The sequence below is a fragment of the Pseudomonas sp. GW821-FHT09C09 genome (assembly GCF_059418105.1).
Map to the genome: position 1 here is coordinate 296,726 of NZ_JBWKPF010000003.1, position 20,699 is coordinate 317,424.

The window sequence follows — 20,699 nt, forward strand, 5'->3', positions numbered from 1 at the left end:
TAAGATCAAAAAATTTAATTGCTGCCCGATGACATTGGTCTGCATGGGGTCTAGGTAGATCTGTTCCATTGGGCATTTTTTGATGAAAAAGCTATTCCCTCTATTCATGGCGTTTTTTCCCCTTACCTCCCACTGCGAGGTCACGTCCGAAAACTACTGCTTCGATGATACCCACTCGATCAAGTTCGAACTCAGAACCTTCTATGATCACGACAGCAATTGGTCGGGTGGTTTCGTTAAATACGCCAAGTCGAAAGCGCCGATTTCTATCGTACTGACGGATCATCAGGAAGAAATACTTGCCCCGGACGCACCCACACAAAACACCCGTACGTGGTCCGAGATTATCGACGGCAAGGTCACGGGAACCTATGAGTGGGTCACCCAAGCAGCGATGAGCGTTTCGATGGTTTACACCAAGAAGTCCAACGGCAGGAAATATAGCTTCCTTCTTAACCCGAATATCGACGCTTCTCTGGCAAGTGGCTGCAACTGGGAGCAGGGCGAACAATGAGCGAGATGAGTTTGGGTTTAGCTCTCTGCGGATTCTTGGACTCAACGTTCGCGATGGCGAGGTGACAACCTTTAGTCCGATGAAAAACGGAGTTACAGAATGAAAGGATGTTCAGTTCTACTCGGCAGTCTCTTGGCCATTGCCATGCCCGTGGCTTACGCCGCCAACCCGGCCTTCAAGGATTACACCGTTTCCCCAGTGTTCGCCGGCACTAATCATGAGCCTGTGCCGCAAGAACACAGCAACTCGATGATGGATAAGGCTCGTGCGCAGGCACTTAAAGGCAAGGTCAACTTTGCCGGCCACTACATCCTGTACCGAGTCGGTTGTGGCGGCAGTTCCATGTGCGGTGAAGTGCTGGATGCGCGCACGGGGGAGGTTGTTGGCGGGCTGCCGAATGCGTACGACGGCAATACCTTCAGCCTGTCGAACCAACCTGACAGTCGTCTGCTCATTGTTTCCGGCATTGCGGCCGATACCGAAGAGGACGCGCAGGGTAATGAGCTGGAAAGCCGCTACAGGACACGCTACTTCGAGTTTATGAACAACGAGTTCCGGCTGCTGACGTTCAAGGATTTGTGATCGCCGTTGTTTGATTAAGGATGATTGGATGAACCGCTTTTCCATTCGGCCCATGCTGAGTGCACTTCTACTGTTGCCCCTAATCTACGCCATTCCGGCAGCTGCCGAAGCAGGGAGTTGCTACGGCTATCTCACCGAAATGGTCAGGAGCAGCAACTTCCCGTTTCGCTATGTCGGCAAGGACAAGGTCAACCTGCTGATTGATGAAGACGACGGTGAAATGGTGCGAGCCCAGTTGCTCTTTGATACGGACGGCACCGGCACCATCGGCTGGATCAAATACACTCCGGCCACTCGGGTGCTGCTCAATACCTCGGCTGAACTGGAAGAGCCGGTGGAGCTGTCATTCGATGCCAAATTCGCCGATGGCTACGCAAAGTGCCTGGCTGGACAACAGGCCGGTTAACGGCAAAAAGGAATTTTCCATGAATCAGTATCTTCTCGCGGGCAGCCTTTCGCTGTTGCTCTCGTTTCCAGCTTTCGCCGCTCCCAAGGACGCCTACACCCAACGCGATGTCATGCAATGTGGCGGTGTTGAAGTGGTGATGGTGTCGTCCTGCCGATCCGTAACGGTGGATGACGCAGAAACCCACCTCATCCCGGTCTGCTCCGATCAGACGATCAACATTGGCGGCAAAGTGTTGCGGCGCAATATCGACAAGGTTTCACAGCTCACGTCTGACGGTAAGAAAGCGAAGATGCTGAGTAACGTGGTTGTGGCGATGGATTGTGTGAAAGGCACCAAGGGCAGTCTTGTTTCGATCGGTGGCTACGGCGGTTGCGGTGCCTGTCCTGAATGGCGCGGCTATTACTCGACGGCGGGGCGATTGGAGCAATACAGCTTCGATAATACCCAGCGCTCATTTGGTTCGAAGGGTTCCTGGGAAGAACTGATCAAGGCTTATGGCGTGACGAAGAGGCAGCTGCAGTCGGAAAGTCCGTCAGTGAAAAGGATCGACTATGGGCAGCCTTAAGTGGGTATTGATGATCGGCAGTCTGTGCAGCGCTATGAGCGCCTTTGCCGAGGACCCGCCGATAGTCGGTGTCGACGGGAACACGGTGTCATTTCGGGCTACAGAATGGACGATGCCCGGTGTGGATTCGGCGACTGCGTGGTTCACCGCCAATGGGAAAACCTTTCCGCTCTTTGGCGCCGATATTGGCGCCGATGGGCACTCCAATATGCTGAGTCCTGACAAGAAAACCTTGCTGCTCGACCCGGTGATCTTCGGCATGTTGTCGGACGAAAACGGTGAAGAGAAGCTAGTGTCGCAACAGCATTGCACGGTGATCTCCATGGAGACCGGTTGTGTGCTGGCTGATCGTTGGGCCACTTTTTGTGTCGGCCAGTGGAAGGGCAATCAATGGGTTGCCGGCGACGGCGATGTGCTCACTCCCGCCCTGGAGACGAGGTCTCCAAAGGACTTGCTGAAACATGTCTCAAGTATCGAACCAGCGCAGTCCCGAGCAGAGTCCATCGAATGGGGTCTGGTCTTTTTAAGCCCAGAGTCTTACATGGCGTGTCACCCCCCGGCGCAAAATGTTCAGGCCTATAACGACCTTGGCTTTTACTTGGCCGAGGGCGGCAAAGATGAGCTTGCACTGAAGTTTTATCGCGGCGTCGAGGCCGTCCGTAAACGGACAGTTCTGATGTTGAACATCGCCGACTCACTCTGGCGCCTTGATCGCAAAGACGAAGCGCTGCGCTATTACAGCCAATACCGCGACGCGATGAGTGCCGACGGCAAGGCGCAGAAAATACCTCAACGCGTAGTTGAGCGATCCGTCATTCAGGGAATGAAAAATTGAATATGCTTGTGCGCTTTATCGCGTTGTCCTTAGGCCTGCTGTCCGCTTCAATCGCGCTCGCTGAGGACAACTGCAAAGTCATCACGGTGAGCTGGCAATACGACGAGTGCGTGGAAGCTGAGCGGAAAGATGCCGACGCGAAACTCAATGCCAGCTACAAGAAATTGTTGGCTCGGTTCGAGTCTGGGTGGGAGTCTGAGCCTGAGGAGGGGAAGGCTTTCATGGTCATCGCCAGAGACTCGCAACGGGCCTGGATCAAGTTGCGCGACGCCACGTGCCCCCTTGAAACCACGGCTGCACAATTCGGGTCGGCGGCGCATACCATGGTTATCAACAAATGCGTCACCAGAATGAGTCTGGAGCGTGCCGTCTATCTTGACGCTATCGCACCTGATGGCCCTAGTGAGGTGGTCGATGTCGTTAACGTTTCGAAAGCTGCTTCTCAGCGTTTCGGCGATGTTGTGGTTCGCTATATCACTACGTTTGGAAACCCATGCCTGAATGTTCAAATTGTTGCACCGGATGGTAACTGGAAGGTGCTTTCCTCTACGCGGTTTTGCAGCTTTGACGGTAAACCGTTTTGGTCGGGTTATGCCTCTGCGGGGTTTGAGGATCATGTGTTCGCGGAAGATGGTTTGCATGTGACGCTTAGCCTGACAGAGCTTCGCACTACCGGCGAAAAGCGCCTCGCCTGTGTAATTCCGATTCAAAACGAGCAGATCAAAGAGCTGAAATGCGGCGCATCTAAGTCATCGTGAAACCATCGGCGTAAATATTTAGAAGATTGATCAGCAGGGAAGTGATCGGAATTGAACAAGCTTTCAAGTTGTTTTGGTGTGCTCGGGATCATCGCCGGCTTGTCGACTCAGCCGGCATCGGCAAGTGACCTACAAACCATCGGAGAACTGCATCCCCCGGTGGTTGCTTCGTTGGGTGATCAAAAGATCACGGTGTTCTTTTTGAAGAACAACCTTAAGGATCAGGTTAGAGACGTGCATGTGCCTGATGCCGAGATTTTCTACGCGCCCACGAATGCGGTGAAACCTTCGCTGAATTATGTGTGGAAGGTTGAGGGCGAACAAATTGCCTCGGTGTTCTTCTTCGAGCGCAAATTCCCTGAGCGAGCGGGGAAGTCCATGTTTGTCCTGACAAAACACAAAGTTCTGCACGAGCATTTCGAAGGAGATTCCTATTCGGTGCTGGAATTGCCGCTCTTCAAGGACGGCGATCACTTGGCTTTGCAGTTCTTTCGTGGTGACCCGCCAGACCCCGAGTTGCAGAACTGCCGTGACGGTATAGATCAGGAAGAGGGCGTAGAAGTCGAGTGTGCTTACAAGGATGCGACGAGCATCAAGAAGTACTTGGCGGATCTGGATGGAAGAATGATTTCGGATTCGAAACTGAATCAGGGCAACCGTCAGAAGCCACTCAAAAACGACGGTGATAGGGCCAGTGCCGCTTGCCCCTCACCCAACTTTTCAACGTTCCTATCAGCCTTCTCTGAACGCGCAGAGGTGCAGAAAGCCTTCGTCCAGCAGCCGCTGAAAATGGTCACGACCGTGGCCGGTGATCCCGAGCCCGAGATGCAAAAAAGCAGCCTCAGCGGCGATCAGCTCAAGTTCCCGATCATTCCGGATGCAGCGAAGCGAGAGGCCCAGGGCCTGACGTTGACCATCAAGGAGGAGCAGGGTGATCACGCCGTCGCCATCCTGCAGAAACCGGATACCGATTATGTCTTCGAGTATCGGTTTGTTCGTGGGCCATGCTGGCGGCTTGAAGAAGTGATGGATTACTCGCTTTGAAACAGGTGGCAAGTTGAAAAGATTAGGTTTGATCGCGTTATTGCTGTGTTCTTTCTCTGCGGTGGCGGGGCCGATGTTCCCGTCACTCAAGTCTTGCATGGGTGCCGACAGCGACTGTGCGCTTACGCTGAAAGACGATTTTCTGGTGGACGCACAGTCCGGGCAGCGTCTCTCCGAAAGGCCGGTATCGGCCGGTGCGGCGAGTGTTTTCTGGCTGTATCGCGATGGCGAGCGCTACATCTTGGAGGAAGAAAACTCCTCACAATCGAAGACGCGGCGCTGGCTGGTTTTCACTTACGACAGCGGCAAAGTGGTGCTCGACGGCGCTTATGTTTTCTCGATCGACATTGATATGAACACCGGGCCCTACTGGCATGGCTATGACTGCCGAGGTGATGCCAAGCCGTTCGCCGTGCCAACGAAAGATTCGTTCAGTGAGGTCGCTTTGGAGGCGTTGTGCGGGGAGGTCGAAGGCTGGGTCGTCTCGGGCGGAGATACCAAGGTGCCGGTGTCGGCCAAAGGGCTGGCCGTCAGTGTTCCCGTTTATCACGCCCGCAACCGCGATGGTTCAGCGACTTACCTGTTCACTGAAAGCGATGATCCGGATCTTTCGAAGCTGGTTTGCCTGTCCAACTGTGCTGATATCGCGAAAGCGCCGGAGCGCGTTTCGCAGGAGACGGCGCCGTTGAAGGGCGGGCAGGAAGGAACGTTGTGCTCGGATGACGAAGACATCTACTTCAGTTGCCCGCTGGAGGGCGGCAAGACGGTTTCTGTTTGTGCGCGGGGAAACAGCAAGCCCACGGCCGGTTCTGTTCAGTACCGTTATGGTGTGCCGGGGAACATCGAGATGGTCTACCCGAAGAATGCTATGCCACCCAAGGGAAAGTTTTTTGTTGTAGATGCGTCGGAAGGCAGCGTGAACCTGAACATCATCAAGTTCAAAAGCGGTGCGTATACCTACCTCGTTAGTCAGGCCTTCGTGAGTTTTCTGACAGTGCTCAAGGAGGACAAAGTTGTATTCAGGCAGCGATGCGACTCAGGAAGTTATTCCTTCATAAACCGGGCGGCGCTTCTTGGGTTGGAGTCGCGACCCAAAAGCGAAGAGGACTTTCGCTAGTTGCTGTTGCCGAAGCTCAGGAAAGGGGACGCATCGTCCCCTTTTTTCCGCCCGCGTTTCAGCTACGGCTTGGCTTGGTAATCTCGAAACTCAATGTGATCGAGCGTGCCTTCCACCATCAACCGCACGCCGTCCGCCATTCTGCTCAGGCCCAGTGCCATCGAGCGGCGGGGGCCGTCGAGGTCGTCGGCCAGGTTGGCGGCGATGGCGCTGATGGACAGGAGGTCTTCGGAGGCGTTGGCCATGAGGGCTTCGGCGTCGGCGTTGGGGCAGAGGGCGAACAGGCCGCCCAGGCGTTTGGGGCGTGAGGCTCTGGGTTTGAAGTGGTGGTCGAGGGCGCGTTCGGCGGCTTCGTGGAGTTTTTTCGAGTCTGGGAATTCGTAGGGGGAAACTTCTTCGTCAGTGAGGGTTGGATCGATCATCGGTGTAAATCCTTTTGGAGTTGGAAAGATTTGCCCCGGTTTTCGGACTTGCACGTCCGAGTCACCGATTTTGCGGTGACACACAGAGGCTATCGACGATGGTCCAGCCTGCCTAGTTCATGGACAGCACCGCAGTTTGAAGGATATTTCCCAAGGATTTGCGGGGTAGGGGAACAAGAAACCACTGCTATCGGCAGCTCCTACAGGAATGTGTTTCTTCAGGTGTAGGACGGGGGGAGGGTGTGACGCGGAGCGTTACGGGAGGCATTCCTACGCAGAGCGTAGGAACGATCAAGTTCTAAGAGTGAAGTCGTGACTTGGCAGTCATCTTTCGGGAAAAGCCATGCATCGTCTTCTATCCGTGCAAGATAGTGGCGAATCCGTCCGAATCCCTTACACTCCCCCAGCCGTTCATTTTCCTTTTGAGGCTGTGCGCATGAAATTTCGTTTTCTTCTGTGGATGCTGGGTCTGTTGATGGGTAAGGCCAGTCGGACAAATCCTGCGTTCCAGCAGCAGTTGGGTGACAAGGATCTGGTGTTTCAGCTACAGACTCTGGACGGGAAGGTGGCGCGGCATTTCGTGGTGAAGGACCAGCGCATTACCAGCAAGTCCGGGGTGGTGGCGGAGCCGGCGTTTGCGATTGCGTTCAAGGATGCGGCGTTCGGGTTTGCCACGATGCAGGCGAAGAACAAGCAGCTGGCGTTCATGCAGGGGATTCAGGACAAGTCGATCCAGCTCAAGGGGAACCCGGCGCTGGTGATGTGGTTTCAGGGGTTGATGAAGTATTTGAAACCGAGGAAGGCCAAGCCGAAGTCATAGGGCTTTCAGGTAGCTTGCCGGGACAGGCCTGCCTCTTCAGCTTTCGGGCTCGGGAGGCTCGGCGTCCATGGGCTGGGCCCGGTATGCCTTGTAGATCTGCTGGACTTTCGGGTTGTCCAGGTTCTCGTAAGTGATGTCTTCCTTGTCCAGGCCATCCAGGCCTCGGATGCCACTGATGGTCTCTGGCCATTCGTCACGACAGGATATATCAACTACGAACGGGTTGAGGTAGCGATCGAGATGCCTTTCGCGCGGCTCTCGGATCTCGTCGCTGAGGGCCCGCAGGTAGTCGTCTTTGTTTGTTCTTGACCAGTTGATGGCGAACCCGGCTCGATAACAGAGTTCCATGAAGACCAATAGAATCGCGCGTCCATTGCCGTCCAGGAAGGGGTGTGCGAAAGCCAGCTGGCCCATCACTCCACCGGGATGGTCTCTGAAGCGTTTCTTGTCTGCTGCGAGCTTGAACGCATAGTCGACAGACATTTTGATGGAGTCCGGGCGTTCGAAGACGGTGCTGCGAGGGTCGTTGAGAGAGCCCTTGAAGACTGCCAGATGGGGAACAAGCTCGTTCCGGTCTTTTCCTGCCCAGTGATAGAAGCCGGAGAACAGGATTTCGTGAACCTTGAGTACAGTCTGGTAATCGATTGGCTTTTTCTTGGCCAGATAGGCAAGCGCCTCTTCGATACTCAATTCGAACGAAAGATGCTCTGACTCTTTTACTTCAACGGGATCTTTCAGTTGCAGCGAGTTTTGAAGATATCCAGCCGTTTCGAAGTCGCCGAATGGATCGAAAGTCATGCGCTACGTTTCTGTGCGCGCCTTTCCTGAAGATAGCGCCCTTGGAGCGCCAGGATTTCAGATTTGTTCAGAACGCCTTTTCTCTTGAGGTTGACGAGCAGCTGTTCGATGCCATCCAGCTCGACGACATCGCCAGCCAAACGGGTAATGCCAACGGCCATACGGCTTATGCCGTCACGTCTGGCCGTAACCTTGTTGTCTTTGGCTAGCTTGCGAACTTCGCTCGCAACGCTGACAGCATCTGTATGGGTCATCGGAAATTCCTCTGATTGCCGTCAAATCATAGCAGGGCGCTAGTTTGCTGTCGTTGCTGGCAAAGTGACCGAAATCTGTGGAACCAGGGCCCTATTTGCAATCAGAAAAAAGGCCCTGGTAGACGTTCCGAAGAGTGCTTTAAGCCTGGCTGAACTGCGAAGCCAGTTCACGCAGGAGGACTTCGGCTTCCAGGACTTTGCTGACGACGTCATTTGCCTTGTCACGAGTCAAACCAACACGCTCCAGCAGCGCATCCGGAATGTCTTCGTCCGGGCCGGAGCCGATGCCGCGACTGCGCAGCAGGCGCACGGCCAGGCAGACGAGGTTCGGGTATTCGGCGTAGGCGCCGTCGTAGTTCGGGTCGTGCTGGAAGCGCAGGGCGGTGGCCAGTTCGTCGGGCATGTCCCAGTAGCGCATCAGCCAGGAGCCGATCTGTTCGCGGCTGATGCCCAGCAGGTGTTGCTCGACATAGCTGTGGCACAGGTGCGGGTTGACCTCCAGGTGGCGGCAGATCAGCGAGAAGTGCGGCGGGAACACGTGGGCCAGCAGCAGGTAGCCGAAGTTGTGCAGCAGGCCGGCGAGGTAGGTCAGGCCGGCTTCCGGGCGCTGGGCGCGCGGCATGGCGCGGGTCAGGCCTTCGATGACGGCGGCGGTGTAGATCGACTGCTGCCAGTACGGCGTGGTGTGTTGCGGGTGATCCTTGGGCAGGCTCAGGGTCTTGCCGAGGGCCAGGCCCAGCGCCAGGTTGATCACCAGATCAAAGCCCAGTACGCGGACGATCGCGTCTTCCACCGAACGGATCTTGCCCGGCGAGGCGTAATACGGCGACGCCGCCCAGCTCACCACTTGCGCGGCCAGCGCCGGATCAGTTTCGACCACGCCGGTTATGTCGTCGATGGTGGCGTTGGGGTCGACGCGCAGCTTGATGATTTTTTGTGCGGTTTCGGCCAGCGGCGGAATCTCGATGGTCGCTTCCAGACGTTGCTGGATACGCCGCGCGGTGAACGCCTGCACGGCCTGGGTGATTTCCTCGCGGTCATCGTCCGGGCGGTCGAGGTTCGGGCGGATGCTGCTCAGGGCTTCGCCGAAGTTGGCGGCGCTGGCCTTGGTCAGCATGGTCTTGAAGTCTTCGCTGGCGATTTCCAGCAGCAGGCCCGGCTCGCCGGAGTTGATCAGCAACTTCGGCTCGCGCAGCAGGCTTTCTTCGTAGAGGCACGGTGAGCTGGTCAGCGCGGGCAGGCCCGGCAGCAGGCTCAGGCTGTGTTTGCCGAGCATCTTTTCCAGGCGCTCGGTGGACACGGCGGTCAGGCGACGGCCCGTCAGCTCGGCGAGGCGGTTGAGATCCAGCAACTGGCTCTGTGGAAACAGCACCATCAGCGCACCGACCGCGTCGTCCAGCAACACGGCCTGCACCTTGCGCGAGGCGTTGAGGCCGTGGTGGTCGAGCACTTCTTCGTAGGCGACGCCCAGCTTGTTGAGCAGCAGCCGAATAACAGACGGAGCGTGCGGGGATTCGGGGGCGAGAGCAGCTTCGGTCATGGTCTGTATCCGTTTTTGAAACAATTGCTGGAGTATAACCAGCTTGGTTGGAACGAGCTTTGAGAAACTGCGACGGTGCTCACACTTGGCCGTATTGCTGCCCGTGTCGCAGCCATCGATCGAGCAACGGGCTGACGTGGGTGGGCCAGCGTTCGAGCAAGGCCTGGGCGGCATCGCGCACGGCGGGCAGCAGATCGGCGTCGCGCATCAGGTCGGCGACCTTGAATTGCAGCAGGCCGGTCTGGCGGGTGCCGAGCATTTCGCCGGGGCCGCGCAGTTCGAGGTCTTTTTCGGCGATGACGAAACCGTCGTTGGTCTCGCGCATGATGCCCAGGCGCTGGCGGCCGATCTGCGACAGCGGCGGATGGTAGAGCAGCACGCAATGGCTGACCGCGCTGCCCCGGCCGACACGGCCGCGCAACTGGTGCAGTTGCGCGAGACCGAGGCGCTCGGGGTTTTCGATGATCATCAGGCTGGCGTTGGGTACGTCCACACCGACTTCGATCACGGTGGTGGCGACCAGCAGTTGCAGGTTACCGGCCTTGAATTCAGCCATGACGGCGGCTTTCTCGGCGGGCTTCATGCGGCCGTGGATCAGCCCGACCTTCAACTCGCCGAGGGCGGCGGTGAGGTCTTCGAAAGTGGTTTCGGCAGCCTGGCAGGTCAGCTCTTCGGACTCTTCGATCAGCGTGCACACCCAATAGGCCTGACGGCCCTCGGCGCAGGCGCTGCGCACCCGCTCTATGACTTCGACGCGGCGGGTATCGGTGACCAGCACGGTGTTGACCGGGGTTCGACCGGGCGGCAGTTCGTCGAGGATCGAGGTGTCGAGGTCGGCGTAGGCGCTCATCGCCAGTGTCCGCGGAATCGGCGTGGCGGTCATGATCAGTTGATGCGGACACATGCGCCCGCCGACACCTTTCTGCCGCAACGCCAGACGTTGCTGCACGCCGAAGCGGTGTTGTTCGTCGATGATCACCAGCGCGAGGTTCTTGAACTGCACTTCGTCCTGGAACAGCGCGTGGGTGCCGACCACCATCGGCGTGCCACTGGCGATCTGTTCCAGCGCGGCGACGCGGTTCTTGCCCTTGAGCTTACCGGCCAGCCACGCCACGTCGATGCCCAGCGGTTCGAGCCAGCGCTTGAAGGTGATGAAGTGCTGCTCGGCGAGGATCTCGGTCGGCGCCATCAGCGCGACTTGATAACCCGCCTCCAGCGCTTGCAGCGCGGCGAGGGCGGCGACCACGGTTTTGCCCGCGCCGACGTCGCCCTGAATCAGCCGCAGCATCGGTTCGTGCTGACTGAGGTCGTAGGCGATTTCATTGCCGACTCGTTGCTGAGCTCCGGTCGGGTTGAAGCCGAGGTTGGCCAGGTATTTCGCTGGCAGTTTGGTGGCTTTCGGCATCGCCGGCGCGCGCAGGGAGCGCATGCTTTCGCGAAGGCGCTGCTGCGATAGCTGATGGGTCAGCAGTTCTTCGAACGCCAGGCGATGCTGGGCCCAGTGATGTCCGAGGGCGAGTTCGTCGACGTCGGCATCGGCGGGCGGGTTGTGCAGGTAGCGGATCGCGTCGGCCAGCGGCGCCAGTTGATAGTCGCGGGCCAGTTCGGTCGGCAGCCAGTCGGGCAGGGTGGCCGGTTTCAGCAGGGTCAGCGTCTGCATGCACAACTGGCGCAGGCGCGCCTGGGTCAGGCCTTCGGTCAGCGGGTAGACCGGAGTCAGGGTTTCATCCACCGGCGGCGGCTCGTCGCCGTTGATGGCGCGGTATTCCGGGTGGTAGATCTCCAGTCCCGAGGCGCCGGGTCGGGCTTCGCCGTAGCAGCGAATCCGCGTGCCGCGCTTGAGGCCTTCTTTCTGCGCGTTGCTGAAGTGGTAGAAGCGCAGGCTCAGTCCGCCGGTGCCGTCCTGCAAACGCACGACAAGGCTGCGGCGCCGGCCCATGACCACATCGGCGCCGCTGACGGTGCCTTCGACCACGGCGTCCTGCCCCGGCCGCAACGCGCCGATCGGCACCACGCGGGTACGATCCTGATAACGCAGCGGCAGGTGGAACAGCACGTCCTGGAGGTTCTCCAGGCCGACCTTGGCCAGTTTCTCGGCCATGGCTTCACCGACACCCTTGAGTGCGGTGACCGAGACCTGCGACAGCTCCGTCATGACGCTGGCTTAACCGGCCGTGACCGGCGCGGCGGGTTTGGCGACCGAGCACAGGCGAATGGAGTCGGCGAGAATCTCGATGGCTTTCGGTCGTGGGAAGCTGGCGCGCCAGGCAATTGCCACGGTGCGGAACGGCACCGGTGCCGACAGCGGACGCACTTCGATCACGCCCGGGGCGTAGTGATGGCTGTCCACCGCCGACAGCGGCAGGATCGAGATACCCAGGCCGGACGCGACCATGTGGCGAATGGTTTCCAGCGAGCTGGATTCGACCGTGGTGTGCTTGGCGCCGTCGTTGCCCTTGGTCAGGGTCGGGCAGGCTTCCAGCACCTGATCGCGGAAGCAGTGGCCTTCGCCGAGCAGCAGCAGGCTCTTGTCGTTGAGCAGGGCGGCGTCGATGGATTCTTTCTGGGTCCACGGGTGCTGGGCCGGCATCAGGACGTAGAACGGCTCGTCGTAGAGGGGCAGGGTCAGCACGTCGGCTTCGTTGAACGGCAGGGCGATGATGATCGCGTCCAGCTCGCCGTTGCGCAGTTTGTCGCGCAGCACGTGGGTGAAGTTTTCTTCGATGTACAACGGCATCTGCGGGGCGACCCGGTGCAGTTGCGGAATCAGGTGCGGGAACAGGTACGGGCCGACGGTGTAGATCGCGCCGACTTTCAGCGGGGCGGTCAGCTGGTTTTTGCCGGCCTGGGCCAGTTCGCGGATGCCCTGGGCCTGCTCCAGCACTTTCTGCGCCTGGGCGACGATGCCTTCGCCGACCGGGGTCAGGCGCACGGCGCTTTTGCTGCGCTCGAAAATCAGCACACCGAGTTCGTCTTCAAGCTTTTTCACGCCCACCGACAGGGTCGGCTGGCTGACGTGGCAACGCTCGGCCGCGTGGCCGAAATGCTGCTCTTGGGCGAGGGTAACGATGTAGCGTAATTCTGTGAGGGTCATAGCAAGCGTCCATGAAGATGCGGGCCAAGCATACCGGCTGCAATCGATAGACGCACGTTATCAGACTGAGTGATCAATGCGACACCGGGCAATGCCGGTTTGCCGTTGGCAGATATGAGAAAGGCACCTTTCGGTGCCTTTCTGGCGGGATCGAGCCGTGTTCTGCCGGTGCAGATCAGCGGCGGCGTTCCAGCGAGTAAACAAACGGCGCAACAATTTCGATCGAGCCATTGGTCAGCATGTCGGCCGGTGGCTTGGGCAGCGGTTGGGCGCGGCGGATCATGTCCAGGGTGGCCCGGTCCAGATCGGCGTTGCCGGAGCGGCCCACCAGTTCGAACGACAGTACGTTGCCTTCGCCATCGACCACGAAACGCAGCCGGTTCAAACCTTCCTTGCCCCGTGCCTGCGCGCTTGCCGGGTACTTCTTGTACTTCTGCAAATGCGCGAGCAGGGTGCCTTGCCAGCTGGCCTTGGCCGCCAGTTGTGCTGGCGACGGGCCCGGTGCCGGCTGGGCGGATTTCTCCGTCGGCGCCTGGGTCTGCTGAGGTTCCGCCGGTTTTTCCTCGGAAGGTTTTTCCTTCACAGGCTCCGGTTTCTTCTCAACCGGTTTTGGCGGTTGCGGCTTTGGCTTGGGTTTTGGCTTCGGCTTGGGTACGGCAATTTCTGCCTTCGGTGCTTCGGCCAGTTTCGGGATCGGCAGTTCTTCGACCGGAGCCGGTGGCTGCGGTGGCGTGACGACTTTCGGCGGTGCAGGCGGTGGCGGGGCCGGAACCGGTGCCAGCTCGACCATCATTGCCTGCGGCGGCAATTCGATGGGCGGGCGGGCGGTCCAGTTCAGCGCCAGCGCGATGGCCAGCGCGTGAACGCCCAGCACCACGGCCAGGCTACCGCTGTAACGCGTCAGCTTATGGCGCGTCGTGATCATTTCTTGACTGCGCTCTCGAGGCCGACCAGACCAACCTTCAGGTAACCGGCGCTGCGCAGCTTGTCCATCACGCTCATCAGGTCGCCGTAATCCACGCCTTTGTCGGCCTGGAAGAAGATGGTGGTGTCTTTCTTGCCATGGGTCCTGGCGTCGAGCACGGCGCCGAGGGTTTCGGCTTTGACTTCGTCGTCACCGATGTACAGGCGCTGGTCAGCCTTGACGCTGAGGAACACCGGTTTCTCTGGCCGTGGCGCCGGTTTGGCGGTCGAGGCAGGCAGGTCGACCTTGATGTCCACGGTGGCCAGCGGAGCAGCCACCATGAAGATGATCAACAGCACCAGCATCACGTCGATGAACGGCGTGACGTTGATTTCGTGGTTCTCGGCCAGATCGTCGTCTGCGCCTTCTTTCAAATGCAGGCCCATGGCCGATTACCCCACTTTGACCATGTGCGGCTGCGAGCTGCTGCGCTCAGGCTGGTGGTCGAGGTCGCGGCTGACCAGCAACAGGACTTCTGCCGATGCATCGGACACCTGAGCCTTGTAACCGGCGATGGAGCGGGCGAACACGTTGTAGATCACAACCGCAGGAATCGCAGCGACCAGACCCAGCGCGGTGGCCAGCAGCGCTTCAGCGATGCCCGGGGCCACGACGGCGAGGTTGGTGGTCTGGGTTTTGGCGATGCCGATGAAGCTGTTCATGATGCCCCACACGGTGCCGAACAGACCGACGAACGGTGCGGTGGAACCGATGGTGGCGAGAACGCCGGTACCGCTGCTCATGTTGCGGCCACAGGCGGCCACCAGGCGCTCGAGGCGGAAGCTGACGCGTTCCTTGATGCCTTCTTTCTCGCGGGAGTTGACCGACAGACGCATCTCTTCGAGGGCGTCGTGGACCAGCAGGTTGGCGAGGGTGCCTTCCTTCGCCGCAGTGGCGCTGGCTTCTTTAAGGGTGGTGGCTTTTTTCAGGGCGGCGATTTCGCCACGCAGACGACGCTTGGCGCCCATCAGCTCGAAGCCTTTGGCAATCCAGATGGTCCAGGTGATGATCGAAGCGATGGCCAGACCGATCATCACCATCTTCACGATGATGTCGGCGTTCTGGTACATGCCCCATGGCGACAGGTCGTGGGCCATGCCCAGGGTGTTGTCGGCTTCGAGGACTTCAGGTGCGTCTTCGGCGTTGGCGTCCACGGCCTGAACCGGGTCGGTCGCGGCCGCCGCGGCGGCAGGGGCAGTCGGTGCAGTCTGCTCGTGGGCGGCTGGAGTGGCCGGCGCCTGGGCGTCAGCGAAAGCGGCGGTTGGCGCCAGCATCAGGCTGAGGAGCAGGGCAGCCGCCGCGCTCCAGGCGCGAGGTCGGTTGGTTGGCGAAGCGGGGGTTTGAATGCGTGTCATGCTGGCCGGACCTGAGGTAGAAAAACGGTGATGCTCTTCCAGGCCTCGTGAGGCCGAGAACAAAAGTGAGGTGCATTATTGCAAGTAATTCTTGTTAACAGAAGTAATAGAGTTGCTTTTTTTCCTTCATTGCTAGCCGCTCGTCCCCTGCCAGGGCTAGTCTGTCGCTTTCCGATGGGAGATTTTTGATGTCCGCGCCCTCTGTTTTGATCGCCGGTTGCGGTGATGTCGGCAGCCGTCTGGCCACGCAATTGCTGGCTGCCGGCTTTCAGGTATATGGCCTGCGCCGCAATGTTTCACGTTTGCCGGAAGGCGTTATCGGTGTGGCCGGTGACTTGTTCAATGAAGATTGCCCCGAGACCTGGCCGGTCGGTGCCGTGGATTACCTGGTGTATTGCGCGGCGGCGACCGAGCACGATGAAGCCGGTTATCGCGCGGCTTATGTGCAGGGTTTGCAACATGTCCTGGGCTGGCTGGACGATTACGGACAGGTGCCGGATCGGCTGCTGTTCATTTCCAGCAGCAGTGTCTACGGGCAGCAGGACGGGGAATGGGTGGATGAAAAATCCGAGACCGTTGCCGCTGGTTATTCCGGTCGGGTGATGCTGGAGGCCGAGCAAATCGCGCTGAACAGCGGCATCCCGGCGAGCATCGTGCGCCTGACCGGCATTTACGGCCCGGGCCGTGAATGGCTGCTGACCCAGGTGCGTCGGGGCTATCGCGTGGCGGTCGATCCGCCGCTGTATGGCAATCGCATCCATGCCGATGACGCGGCGGGCCTGATGGCGTTCCTGCTGGAGGCGGATCGCAAGGGTGTGGCGCTGGATGACGTCTACATCGGCGTGGACGATGCGCCGGCACCGCTGGCCGAAGTGGTGGTGTGGTTGCGTGAGTATCTGGGTGTCACCGAATGGTCGGAAGACGAGAGCGTGCGTCGAACCGGCAGCAAGCGTTGCAGCAATGCCCGGGCGAAAGCGTTGGGCTGGGTGCCGACGTATCCGAGTTATCGCGAGGGGTATGCTGCGATTCTTGAGGGTCGCTGCTGACTTGCGGGCATTACAAAGTCAATGTGGGAGCGAGCCTGCTCGCGATGAGGTCATAACATTCAACATTGATGTTGATTGTCAGACTGCTATCGCGAGCAGGCTCGCTCCCACATGGGATCTCTGAAGCTTCAAAGCCGGGTTACTGCTTCTCGAGCAACCACTTGCGTTCACCCGGGCTGAACTGCGGCTGTTCATCCGCCAGCGCCGTGTTCACGGCCTGCAAAATTTCCAGCTCCTTGCCCTTGCGAACGAAGATCCAGTTGTTGCCCTGGCCGTTCTGCTGCAGCCACATGCTGTCGTTGCCGCTGCTCATCGATGCGCAGTCGCCCGCCAGGCACAAGGCGTAGCGGTCGGCACCCGGCAGGCCGGAGACTTGTCCGTCAGCCTGGAATTGCACAGTGGCGCCTTCGCCCTGGCCGCTGGCGATGGTCCAGTTGCCGCCCAGGTAGGCCGAGTACAGCGCACGTTCGAAGCTGGCGCCGATCGGTGCGCCTTCCGGCACCGGAATCTGCGCGCGATCGAAGAGCTGCTGGGGTTCGTTTTCGCTGGCAGCCTGATGCAACTGACCGCCGTCGCGTTTCAGTTCGCTGCCGGAGCTGCCGTAGAAGTCGACTTTCCAGGCGCCGGACTGTTCGCCCTGCAGCCGTCCTTCGACGTTCTCGAAACCGTTGGTGAAGCGGGCCTGGCCGGCCTTGGTGTTGATGTCCCATTCCAGGTTCGGGCCGTAGGCCTGAAGCGCTTCACGCAGGGGGCCGCCCTTGGCGGCGGCATCGATGGCGACCTGATTGATCCAGGTGCCGCTGATGTCACGGTCGGCAGGGTTGCTGGCGCAACCGCCGAGGAAAATGGCGAGCAGCGAGAGAGCAAGCGCTTTGCGCATGGTGGAATCCTTTCAAAACCTTTTCTTTACCGCAGAGCAGTCGGCGCGACCTTGAAGGGCCGCGCCGCGCGCATTACTCGATGACCAGAATGGCATCCATTTCAACCTGCGAACCCTTTGGCAGGGCGGCAACGCCGATGGCGGCGCGGGCCGGGTACGGCTGGTCGAAGTACTTGCCCATGATCTCGTTGACCTTGGCGAAGTGGCTCAGGTCGGTGAGGAAGATGTTCAGCTTGACGATGTCCTTGAACGAACCGCCGGCGGCTTCGGCCACGGCTTTCAGGTTCTCGAAGACCTGGACGGTCTGGGCTTCGAAGCCTTCGACCAGTTCCATGGTTTTCGGGTCCAGCGGGATCTGGCCCGACATGTAGACAGTGTTGCCAGCCTTGATCGCCTGGGAGTAAGTGCCGATGGCGGCCGGGGCCTTGTCGCTGGTGATAACGGTCTTGGTCATGTATGACTCCTTGTAATGGTGGGCTCAGGCACGCATGCGGGTGATGCGGATCACCCCGGTCAGTGCGCGCAGTTTCTTGATCACGCGGGCCAGGTGCACACGGTCGTGGACGCTGACCACCAACTGGACGACGCTGATGCGACCATCGCGCTCATCCATGCTGATTTTCTCGATATTGCCGTCGGCCGCGTTGACGCTGCTGGCCAGCAGGGCGATCAGGCCGCGCTGGTGTTCCAGCTCGACGCGCAGTTCGACGTTGAATTCGCCGGTGACATCCTTGGCCCACGAGAGCTGGATGCATTTTTCCGGGTTGTGGCGGATTTCGCTGATGTTGCGGCAGTTGTCCAGGTGCACGACCATGCCTTTGCCCGCCGACAGGTGACCGACAATCGGGTCGCCCGGGATCGGCGTACAGCATTTGGCGTAACTGAGGACCAGACCTTCGGTGCCGCGAATCGCCAGCGGGCCTTCAGGGCTTGGCAATTGCTCGCCTTCGCCGAGCAGGCGGCGTGCGACGACATAGGCCATGCGGTTGCCCAGGCCGATGTCTTCCAGCAAGTCTTCGATCAGTTCGAGGCGGTACTCGGTGAGCATCGCCTTCACGCGTTCGGCCGGAATCTGTTCCAGGGCACTGTCGAAACCGTTGAGCACCTTGTTCAGCAGGCGTTCGCCGAGGCTGATGGATTCGGAGCGGCGTTGCAGCTTCAGCGCATGGCGGATGTGGGTCCGCGCCTTGCCGGTGACCACGAAGTTGAGCCACGCCGGGTTCGGCCGCGCGCCGGGGGCGCTGACGATCTCGACCGTGGAGCCGCTTTGCAGCGGTTCGGACAGCGGTGCGAGACGACGGTTGATCCGGCAAGCGATGCAGCTGTTGCCGACGTCGGTGTGCACCGCATAGGCAAAGTCGACCGCCGTGGAGCCTTTGGGCAGCTCCATGATCCGGCCTTTGGGCGTGAACACGTAGACCTCGTCCGGGAACAGGTCGATCTTCACGCTCTCGATGAATTCCAGCGAGTTGCCGGCACGTTGCTGCATTTCCAGCACGCCTTTGACCCACTGACGGGCGCGGGCATGAGTGCCTTTCGGCTGCTCGTCGCCGCTGGATTTGTACAGCCAGTGGGCGGCGATGCCGTTGTTGGCCATCTCTTCCATTTCGCGGGTGCGGATCTGGATTTCGATCGGTACACCGTGCATGCCGAACAGCGTGGTGTGCAGCGACTGATAGCCGTTGGCCTTGGGGATCGCGATGTAATCCTTGAAGCGACCCGGCAACGGTTTGTACAAATTATGTACAGCACCCAGCACGCGGTAGCAGGTATCGACCTTGTCGACGATGATCCGGAACGCGTAGACGTCCATGATTTCGTTGAAGGCCCGACGCTTGCCGCGCATTTTTTTGTAGATGCCGTAGAGGTGTTTCTGGCGACCGCTGACTTCGCCCTGGATGCCGTCGATGGCGAGGCAGTGGCCGAGGGATTCTTCGATCTTGTTGACGATTTCCTTGCGGTTGCCCCGGGCGCGCTTGACCGCCTGGTAGATCCGCGCGGAACGCATCGGGTGCATGGCCTTGAAACCGAGGTCTTCGAACTCGATGCGGATCGCGTGCATGCCCAGGCGGTTGGCGATGGGTGCGTAGATCTCGAGGGTTTCCTTGGCGATGCGCCGGCGTTTTTCCCCGGACAGCACTTCCAGCGTGCGCATGTTGTGCAGGCGGTCGGCGAGCTTGACCAGGATCACGCGAATGTCGCGTGCCATGGCCATGGCCATTTTCTGGAAGTTTTCAGCCTGGGCTTCGGCCTTGGTCTCGAAGTTCATCTGGGTCAGTTTGCTGACCCCGTCGACCAGTTCGGCCACGGTTTCACCGAACTGCGCTTGCAGCGCTTCCTTGGCGATACCGGTGTCTTCGATCACGTCATGCAGCATCGCGGCCATCAGGCTCTGATGGTCCATGTGCATGTCGGCAAGAATGTTTGCCACGGCAAGAGGATGCGTGACGTACGCCTCGCCGCTGCGGCGGCGTTGGCCGTCGTGGGCTTGTTCGGCGTAGAAATACGCTCGGCGGACCAGGTTGACCTGGTCGTTGCCGAGGTAGGTCGATAAGCGATCGGCGAGGGCGTCTATGCTCGGCATGATGACTCCTGCCGTAGGCTGTGATCCCGCGCCGTGCTACGTCGACCAGGCATAGGCTTAGATGGCCTCGTTGGACTCGTCCTCGAACGCAGCGAAGACCGGGTCTTCGTGGACGATTTCCTGCTCGGCGATGAACTCGTAGCTCATCAGGCCTTCAGCGATTTCACGCAGCGCAACTACGGTCGGTTTGTCGTTTTCCCACTGTACCAGGGGCTCTTTGCCGCCGGTGGCCAGTTGACGGGCACGCTTGGTAGAGAGCATGACCAGCTCAAAGCGGTTTTCCACGTGTTCTAGGCAGTCTTCAACGGTTACGCGGGCCATGGTATTCCTCGGAGCGAATGCAATATGCGCGCTGCCCGGTTGGGCGAGCGGACTCAACAGTTTAAAAAATCACCAGCGATTAGGGAAGCGCTGATTTTTTGACCAGACTCTTCAACGCGCTGCAAGCACCAATGTAAAGCCCTTGCAGCGGTTTTGGGAAGTGCTGTTTCAGCCCAGCAATTCAGCCAGCAATTTGCCGAAACGCACCTGTTGGCGTTTCTGCTGCAACTGATTGGCGCGGAAAATCGCTTTCAGATCGTCCAGTGCGTGGGCGAAATCGTCGTTGATGATCAGGTAGTCGTACTCGACGTAGTGGCTCATTTCGCTGACGGCTTCGCGCATCCGGCCGGCAATGATTTCGTCGCTGTCCTGGCCGCGGTTGGTCAGGCGCTGGTGCAGGGCCTGCAGCGATGGCGGCAGGATGAAGATCGAACGGGCCTGCGGCATCAGCTTGCGCACCTGCTCGGCGCCTTGCCAGTCGATTTCCAGAATCAGGTCGTGGCCTTCGTCCAGGGTCTGCTGCAGACGGCTTTGCGAGGTGCCGTAGAAGTTGCCGAAGACTTCGGCGCGTTCGAGGAAGTCGCCGTGCTCGCCCATTTTCACGAACTCTTCGCGGCTCACGAAGTGATAGTTCACGCCGTCCACTTCGCCCGGGCGCATGGCGCGGGTGGTGTGGGAAATCGAGACGCGGATCTCCGGGTTGGCGTCGGTCAGGGCCTTGACCAGGCTGCTCTTGCCCGCGCCCGAAGGGGCGGAAATGATGTACAGGGTGCCGGTGCTGTGGGTCATGTCTGTTG

General features: G+C 59.5%; 24 protein-coding genes. 10 read left to right on the plus strand and 14 right to left on the minus strand.

What is annotated here, in order from left to right; translation table 11 throughout:
* Window positions 1–82 precede the first annotated feature (82 nt).
* The 8 genes from AC07NR_RS11015 (at window position 83) to AC07NR_RS11050 (ending at window position 5,824) form a co-directional block, all read left to right on the plus strand.
* Window positions 83–514 carry a hypothetical protein gene (locus AC07NR_RS11015; RefSeq protein ID WP_495078564.1) on the plus strand — a complete coding sequence of 144 codons (432 nt, stop codon included), beginning with the start codon at window positions 83–85 and terminating at the stop codon, window positions 512–514.
* A gap of 99 nt (window positions 515–613) precedes the next feature.
* A complete protein-coding gene (locus AC07NR_RS11020; protein WP_495078565.1) occupies window positions 614–1,096 on the plus strand; it encodes a hypothetical protein in 483 nt (160 codons plus the stop codon).
* 28 nt (window positions 1,097–1,124) lie between these two features.
* Window positions 1,125–1,502 (plus strand): hypothetical protein, encoded by a 378-nt coding sequence (locus AC07NR_RS11025; protein WP_495078566.1) that lies wholly within the window; start codon window positions 1,125–1,127, stop codon window positions 1,500–1,502.
* Window positions 1,503–1,521: 19 nt separating this feature from the next.
* A complete protein-coding gene (locus tag AC07NR_RS11030; protein ID WP_192552577.1) occupies window positions 1,522–2,070 on the plus strand; it encodes a hypothetical protein in 549 nt (182 codons plus the stop codon).
* A complete protein-coding gene (locus AC07NR_RS11035) occupies window positions 2,057–2,905 on the plus strand; it encodes a tetratricopeptide repeat protein (protein WP_495078567.1) in 849 nt (282 codons plus the stop codon). The genes AC07NR_RS11030 and AC07NR_RS11035 overlap by 14 nt, the downstream gene beginning before the upstream one ends.
* Window positions 2,906–2,907: 2 nt before the next feature.
* Entirely contained in the window at window positions 2,908–3,663 is a 756-nt protein-coding gene (locus AC07NR_RS11040) for a lysozyme inhibitor LprI family protein (RefSeq protein ID WP_495078756.1), read from the plus strand.
* A 51-nt stretch (window positions 3,664–3,714) separates the two neighbouring features.
* Complete coding sequence (locus AC07NR_RS11045; protein ID WP_495078568.1) at window positions 3,715–4,707, plus strand: hypothetical protein; 993 nt, start codon at window positions 3,715–3,717, stop codon at window positions 4,705–4,707.
* 28 nt (window positions 4,708–4,735) lie between these two features.
* A complete protein-coding gene (locus tag AC07NR_RS11050; protein WP_495078569.1) occupies window positions 4,736–5,824 on the plus strand; it encodes a hypothetical protein in 1,089 nt (362 codons plus the stop codon).
* Window positions 5,825–5,886: 62 nt separating this feature from the next.
* Here the strand turns inward: AC07NR_RS11050 and AC07NR_RS11055 are convergent, their stop codons facing one another.
* Window positions 5,887–6,246: a DUF6124 family protein gene (locus tag AC07NR_RS11055; RefSeq protein ID WP_192552574.1), complete on the minus strand. Its 360-nt coding sequence runs from the start codon at window positions 6,244–6,246 to the stop codon at window positions 5,887–5,889.
* Between the two features lie 436 nt (window positions 6,247–6,682).
* Between AC07NR_RS11055 and AC07NR_RS11060 the strand changes: the two genes are divergently transcribed.
* Window positions 6,683–7,066: an SCP2 sterol-binding domain-containing protein gene (locus tag AC07NR_RS11060; RefSeq protein ID WP_039765176.1), complete on the plus strand. Its 384-nt coding sequence runs from the start codon at window positions 6,683–6,685 to the stop codon at window positions 7,064–7,066.
* A gap of 36 nt (window positions 7,067–7,102) precedes the next feature.
* On the opposite strand, the gene AC07NR_RS11065 is transcribed toward AC07NR_RS11060, so the two are convergent.
* From AC07NR_RS11065 to exbB, 8 genes are all read right to left on the minus strand, one after another.
* Window positions 7,103–7,864: a Fic/DOC family protein gene (locus tag AC07NR_RS11065; RefSeq protein WP_495078570.1), complete on the minus strand. Its 762-nt coding sequence runs from the start codon at window positions 7,862–7,864 to the stop codon at window positions 7,103–7,105.
* The gene (locus AC07NR_RS11070) at window positions 7,861–8,118 is read right to left on the minus strand and encodes a hypothetical protein (RefSeq protein WP_495078571.1); all 258 of its coding nucleotides are present in this window, start codon (window positions 8,116–8,118) and stop codon (window positions 7,861–7,863) included. The genes AC07NR_RS11065 and AC07NR_RS11070 overlap by 4 nt, the downstream gene beginning before the upstream one ends.
* Before the next feature lie 139 nt (window positions 8,119–8,257).
* Window positions 8,258–9,658, minus strand: coding sequence for an aminoacyl-tRNA deacylase and HDOD domain-containing protein (locus tag AC07NR_RS11075; protein ID WP_114886341.1), 1,401 nt, complete (start codon window positions 9,656–9,658; stop codon window positions 8,258–8,260).
* Between the two features lie 79 nt (window positions 9,659–9,737).
* Entirely contained in the window at window positions 9,738–11,813 is a 2,076-nt protein-coding gene (gene recG, locus AC07NR_RS11080; protein ID WP_011336566.1) for an ATP-dependent DNA helicase RecG, read from the minus strand.
* Window positions 11,814–11,822: 9 nt separating this feature from the next.
* Window positions 11,823–12,752, minus strand: coding sequence for a hydrogen peroxide-inducible genes activator (locus AC07NR_RS11085; protein WP_064379831.1), 930 nt, complete (start codon window positions 12,750–12,752; stop codon window positions 11,823–11,825).
* 175 nt (window positions 12,753–12,927) lie between these two features.
* Complete coding sequence (locus tag AC07NR_RS11090; RefSeq protein WP_085708862.1) at window positions 12,928–13,677, minus strand: energy transducer TonB family protein; 750 nt, start codon at window positions 13,675–13,677, stop codon at window positions 12,928–12,930.
* Window positions 13,674–14,102 (minus strand): TonB system transport protein ExbD, encoded by a 429-nt coding sequence (gene exbD, locus AC07NR_RS11095; RefSeq protein ID WP_085708863.1) that lies wholly within the window; start codon window positions 14,100–14,102, stop codon window positions 13,674–13,676. The genes AC07NR_RS11090 and exbD overlap by 4 nt, the downstream gene beginning before the upstream one ends.
* Before the next feature lie 6 nt (window positions 14,103–14,108).
* The gene (gene exbB, locus AC07NR_RS11100; protein ID WP_495078572.1) at window positions 14,109–15,071 is read right to left on the minus strand and encodes a tonB-system energizer ExbB; all 963 of its coding nucleotides are present in this window, start codon (window positions 15,069–15,071) and stop codon (window positions 14,109–14,111) included.
* A gap of 188 nt (window positions 15,072–15,259) precedes the next feature.
* Here exbB and AC07NR_RS11105 point away from each other — a divergent pair, with 188 nt between their 5' ends.
* Entirely contained in the window at window positions 15,260–16,117 is an 858-nt protein-coding gene (locus tag AC07NR_RS11105) for an SDR family oxidoreductase (RefSeq protein WP_495078573.1), read from the plus strand.
* 139 nt (window positions 16,118–16,256) lie between these two features.
* Here AC07NR_RS11105 and AC07NR_RS11110 read toward each other — a convergent pair whose 3' ends face one another.
* From AC07NR_RS11110 to gmk, 5 genes are all read right to left on the minus strand, one after another.
* Complete coding sequence (locus AC07NR_RS11110) at window positions 16,257–16,997, minus strand: putative periplasmic lipoprotein (RefSeq protein WP_114886331.1); 741 nt, start codon at window positions 16,995–16,997, stop codon at window positions 16,257–16,259.
* 73 nt (window positions 16,998–17,070) lie between these two features.
* Window positions 17,071–17,451: a RidA family protein gene (locus tag AC07NR_RS11115; RefSeq protein ID WP_003229509.1), complete on the minus strand. Its 381-nt coding sequence runs from the start codon at window positions 17,449–17,451 to the stop codon at window positions 17,071–17,073.
* A 24-nt stretch (window positions 17,452–17,475) separates the two neighbouring features.
* A complete protein-coding gene (spoT, locus tag AC07NR_RS11120; RefSeq protein ID WP_007954439.1) occupies window positions 17,476–19,581 on the minus strand; it encodes a bifunctional GTP diphosphokinase/guanosine-3',5'-bis pyrophosphate 3'-pyrophosphohydrolase in 2,106 nt (701 codons plus the stop codon).
* A gap of 57 nt (window positions 19,582–19,638) precedes the next feature.
* Window positions 19,639–19,902, minus strand: coding sequence for a DNA-directed RNA polymerase subunit omega (rpoZ, locus tag AC07NR_RS11125; RefSeq protein ID WP_495078574.1), 264 nt, complete (start codon window positions 19,900–19,902; stop codon window positions 19,639–19,641).
* 168 nt (window positions 19,903–20,070) lie between these two features.
* Window positions 20,071–20,691, minus strand: coding sequence for a guanylate kinase (gmk, locus tag AC07NR_RS11130; RefSeq protein WP_085708867.1), 621 nt, complete (start codon window positions 20,689–20,691; stop codon window positions 20,071–20,073).
* Window positions 20,692–20,699 lie beyond the last annotated feature (8 nt).

Excerpts from the sequence above, each read along its gene's own strand:
- AC07NR_RS11015 (WP_495078564.1), top strand. The coding sequence starts at position 83 with ATGAAAAAGCTATTCCCTCTATTCATGGCGTTTTTTCCCCTTACCTCC.
- AC07NR_RS11020 (WP_495078565.1), top strand. The coding sequence starts at position 614 with ATGAAAGGATGTTCAGTTCTACTCGGCAGTCTCTTGGCCATTGCCATG.
- AC07NR_RS11025 (WP_495078566.1), top strand. The coding sequence starts at position 1,125 with ATGAACCGCTTTTCCATTCGGCCCATGCTGAGTGCACTTCTACTGTTG.
- AC07NR_RS11030 (WP_192552577.1), top strand. The coding sequence starts at position 1,522 with ATGAATCAGTATCTTCTCGCGGGCAGCCTTTCGCTGTTGCTCTCGTTT.
- AC07NR_RS11035 (WP_495078567.1), top strand. The coding sequence starts at position 2,057 with ATGGGCAGCCTTAAGTGGGTATTGATGATCGGCAGTCTGTGCAGCGCT.
- AC07NR_RS11040 (WP_495078756.1), top strand. The coding sequence starts at position 2,908 with ATGCTTGTGCGCTTTATCGCGTTGTCCTTAGGCCTGCTGTCCGCTTCA.
- AC07NR_RS11055 (WP_192552574.1), bottom strand. The coding sequence starts at position 6,246 with ATGATCGATCCAACCCTCACTGACGAAGAAGTTTCCCCCTACGAATTC.
- AC07NR_RS11060 (WP_039765176.1), top strand. The coding sequence starts at position 6,683 with ATGAAATTTCGTTTTCTTCTGTGGATGCTGGGTCTGTTGATGGGTAAG.
- AC07NR_RS11065 (WP_495078570.1), bottom strand. The coding sequence starts at position 7,864 with ATGACTTTCGATCCATTCGGCGACTTCGAAACGGCTGGATATCTTCAA.
- AC07NR_RS11070 (WP_495078571.1), bottom strand. The coding sequence starts at position 8,118 with ATGACCCATACAGATGCTGTCAGCGTTGCGAGCGAAGTTCGCAAGCTA.
- AC07NR_RS11075 (WP_114886341.1), bottom strand. The coding sequence starts at position 9,658 with ATGACCGAAGCTGCTCTCGCCCCCGAATCCCCGCACGCTCCGTCTGTT.
- recG (WP_011336566.1), bottom strand. The coding sequence starts at position 11,813 with ATGACGGAGCTGTCGCAGGTCTCGGTCACCGCACTCAAGGGTGTCGGT.
- AC07NR_RS11085 (WP_064379831.1), bottom strand. The coding sequence starts at position 12,752 with ATGACCCTCACAGAATTACGCTACATCGTTACCCTCGCCCAAGAGCAG.
- AC07NR_RS11090 (WP_085708862.1), bottom strand. The coding sequence starts at position 13,677 with ATGATCACGACGCGCCATAAGCTGACGCGTTACAGCGGTAGCCTGGCC.
- exbD (WP_085708863.1), bottom strand. The coding sequence starts at position 14,102 with ATGGGCCTGCATTTGAAAGAAGGCGCAGACGACGATCTGGCCGAGAAC.
- exbB (WP_495078572.1), bottom strand. The coding sequence starts at position 15,071 with ATGACACGCATTCAAACCCCCGCTTCGCCAACCAACCGACCTCGCGCC.
- AC07NR_RS11105 (WP_495078573.1), top strand. The coding sequence starts at position 15,260 with ATGTCCGCGCCCTCTGTTTTGATCGCCGGTTGCGGTGATGTCGGCAGC.
- AC07NR_RS11110 (WP_114886331.1), bottom strand. The coding sequence starts at position 16,997 with ATGCGCAAAGCGCTTGCTCTCTCGCTGCTCGCCATTTTCCTCGGCGGT.
- AC07NR_RS11115 (WP_003229509.1), bottom strand. The coding sequence starts at position 17,451 with ATGACCAAGACCGTTATCACCAGCGACAAGGCCCCGGCCGCCATCGGC.
- spoT (WP_007954439.1), bottom strand. The coding sequence starts at position 19,581 with ATGCCGAGCATAGACGCCCTCGCCGATCGCTTATCGACCTACCTCGGC.
- rpoZ (WP_495078574.1), bottom strand. The coding sequence starts at position 19,902 with ATGGCCCGCGTAACCGTTGAAGACTGCCTAGAACACGTGGAAAACCGC.
- gmk (WP_085708867.1), bottom strand. The coding sequence starts at position 20,691 with ATGACCCACAGCACCGGCACCCTGTACATCATTTCCGCCCCTTCGGGC.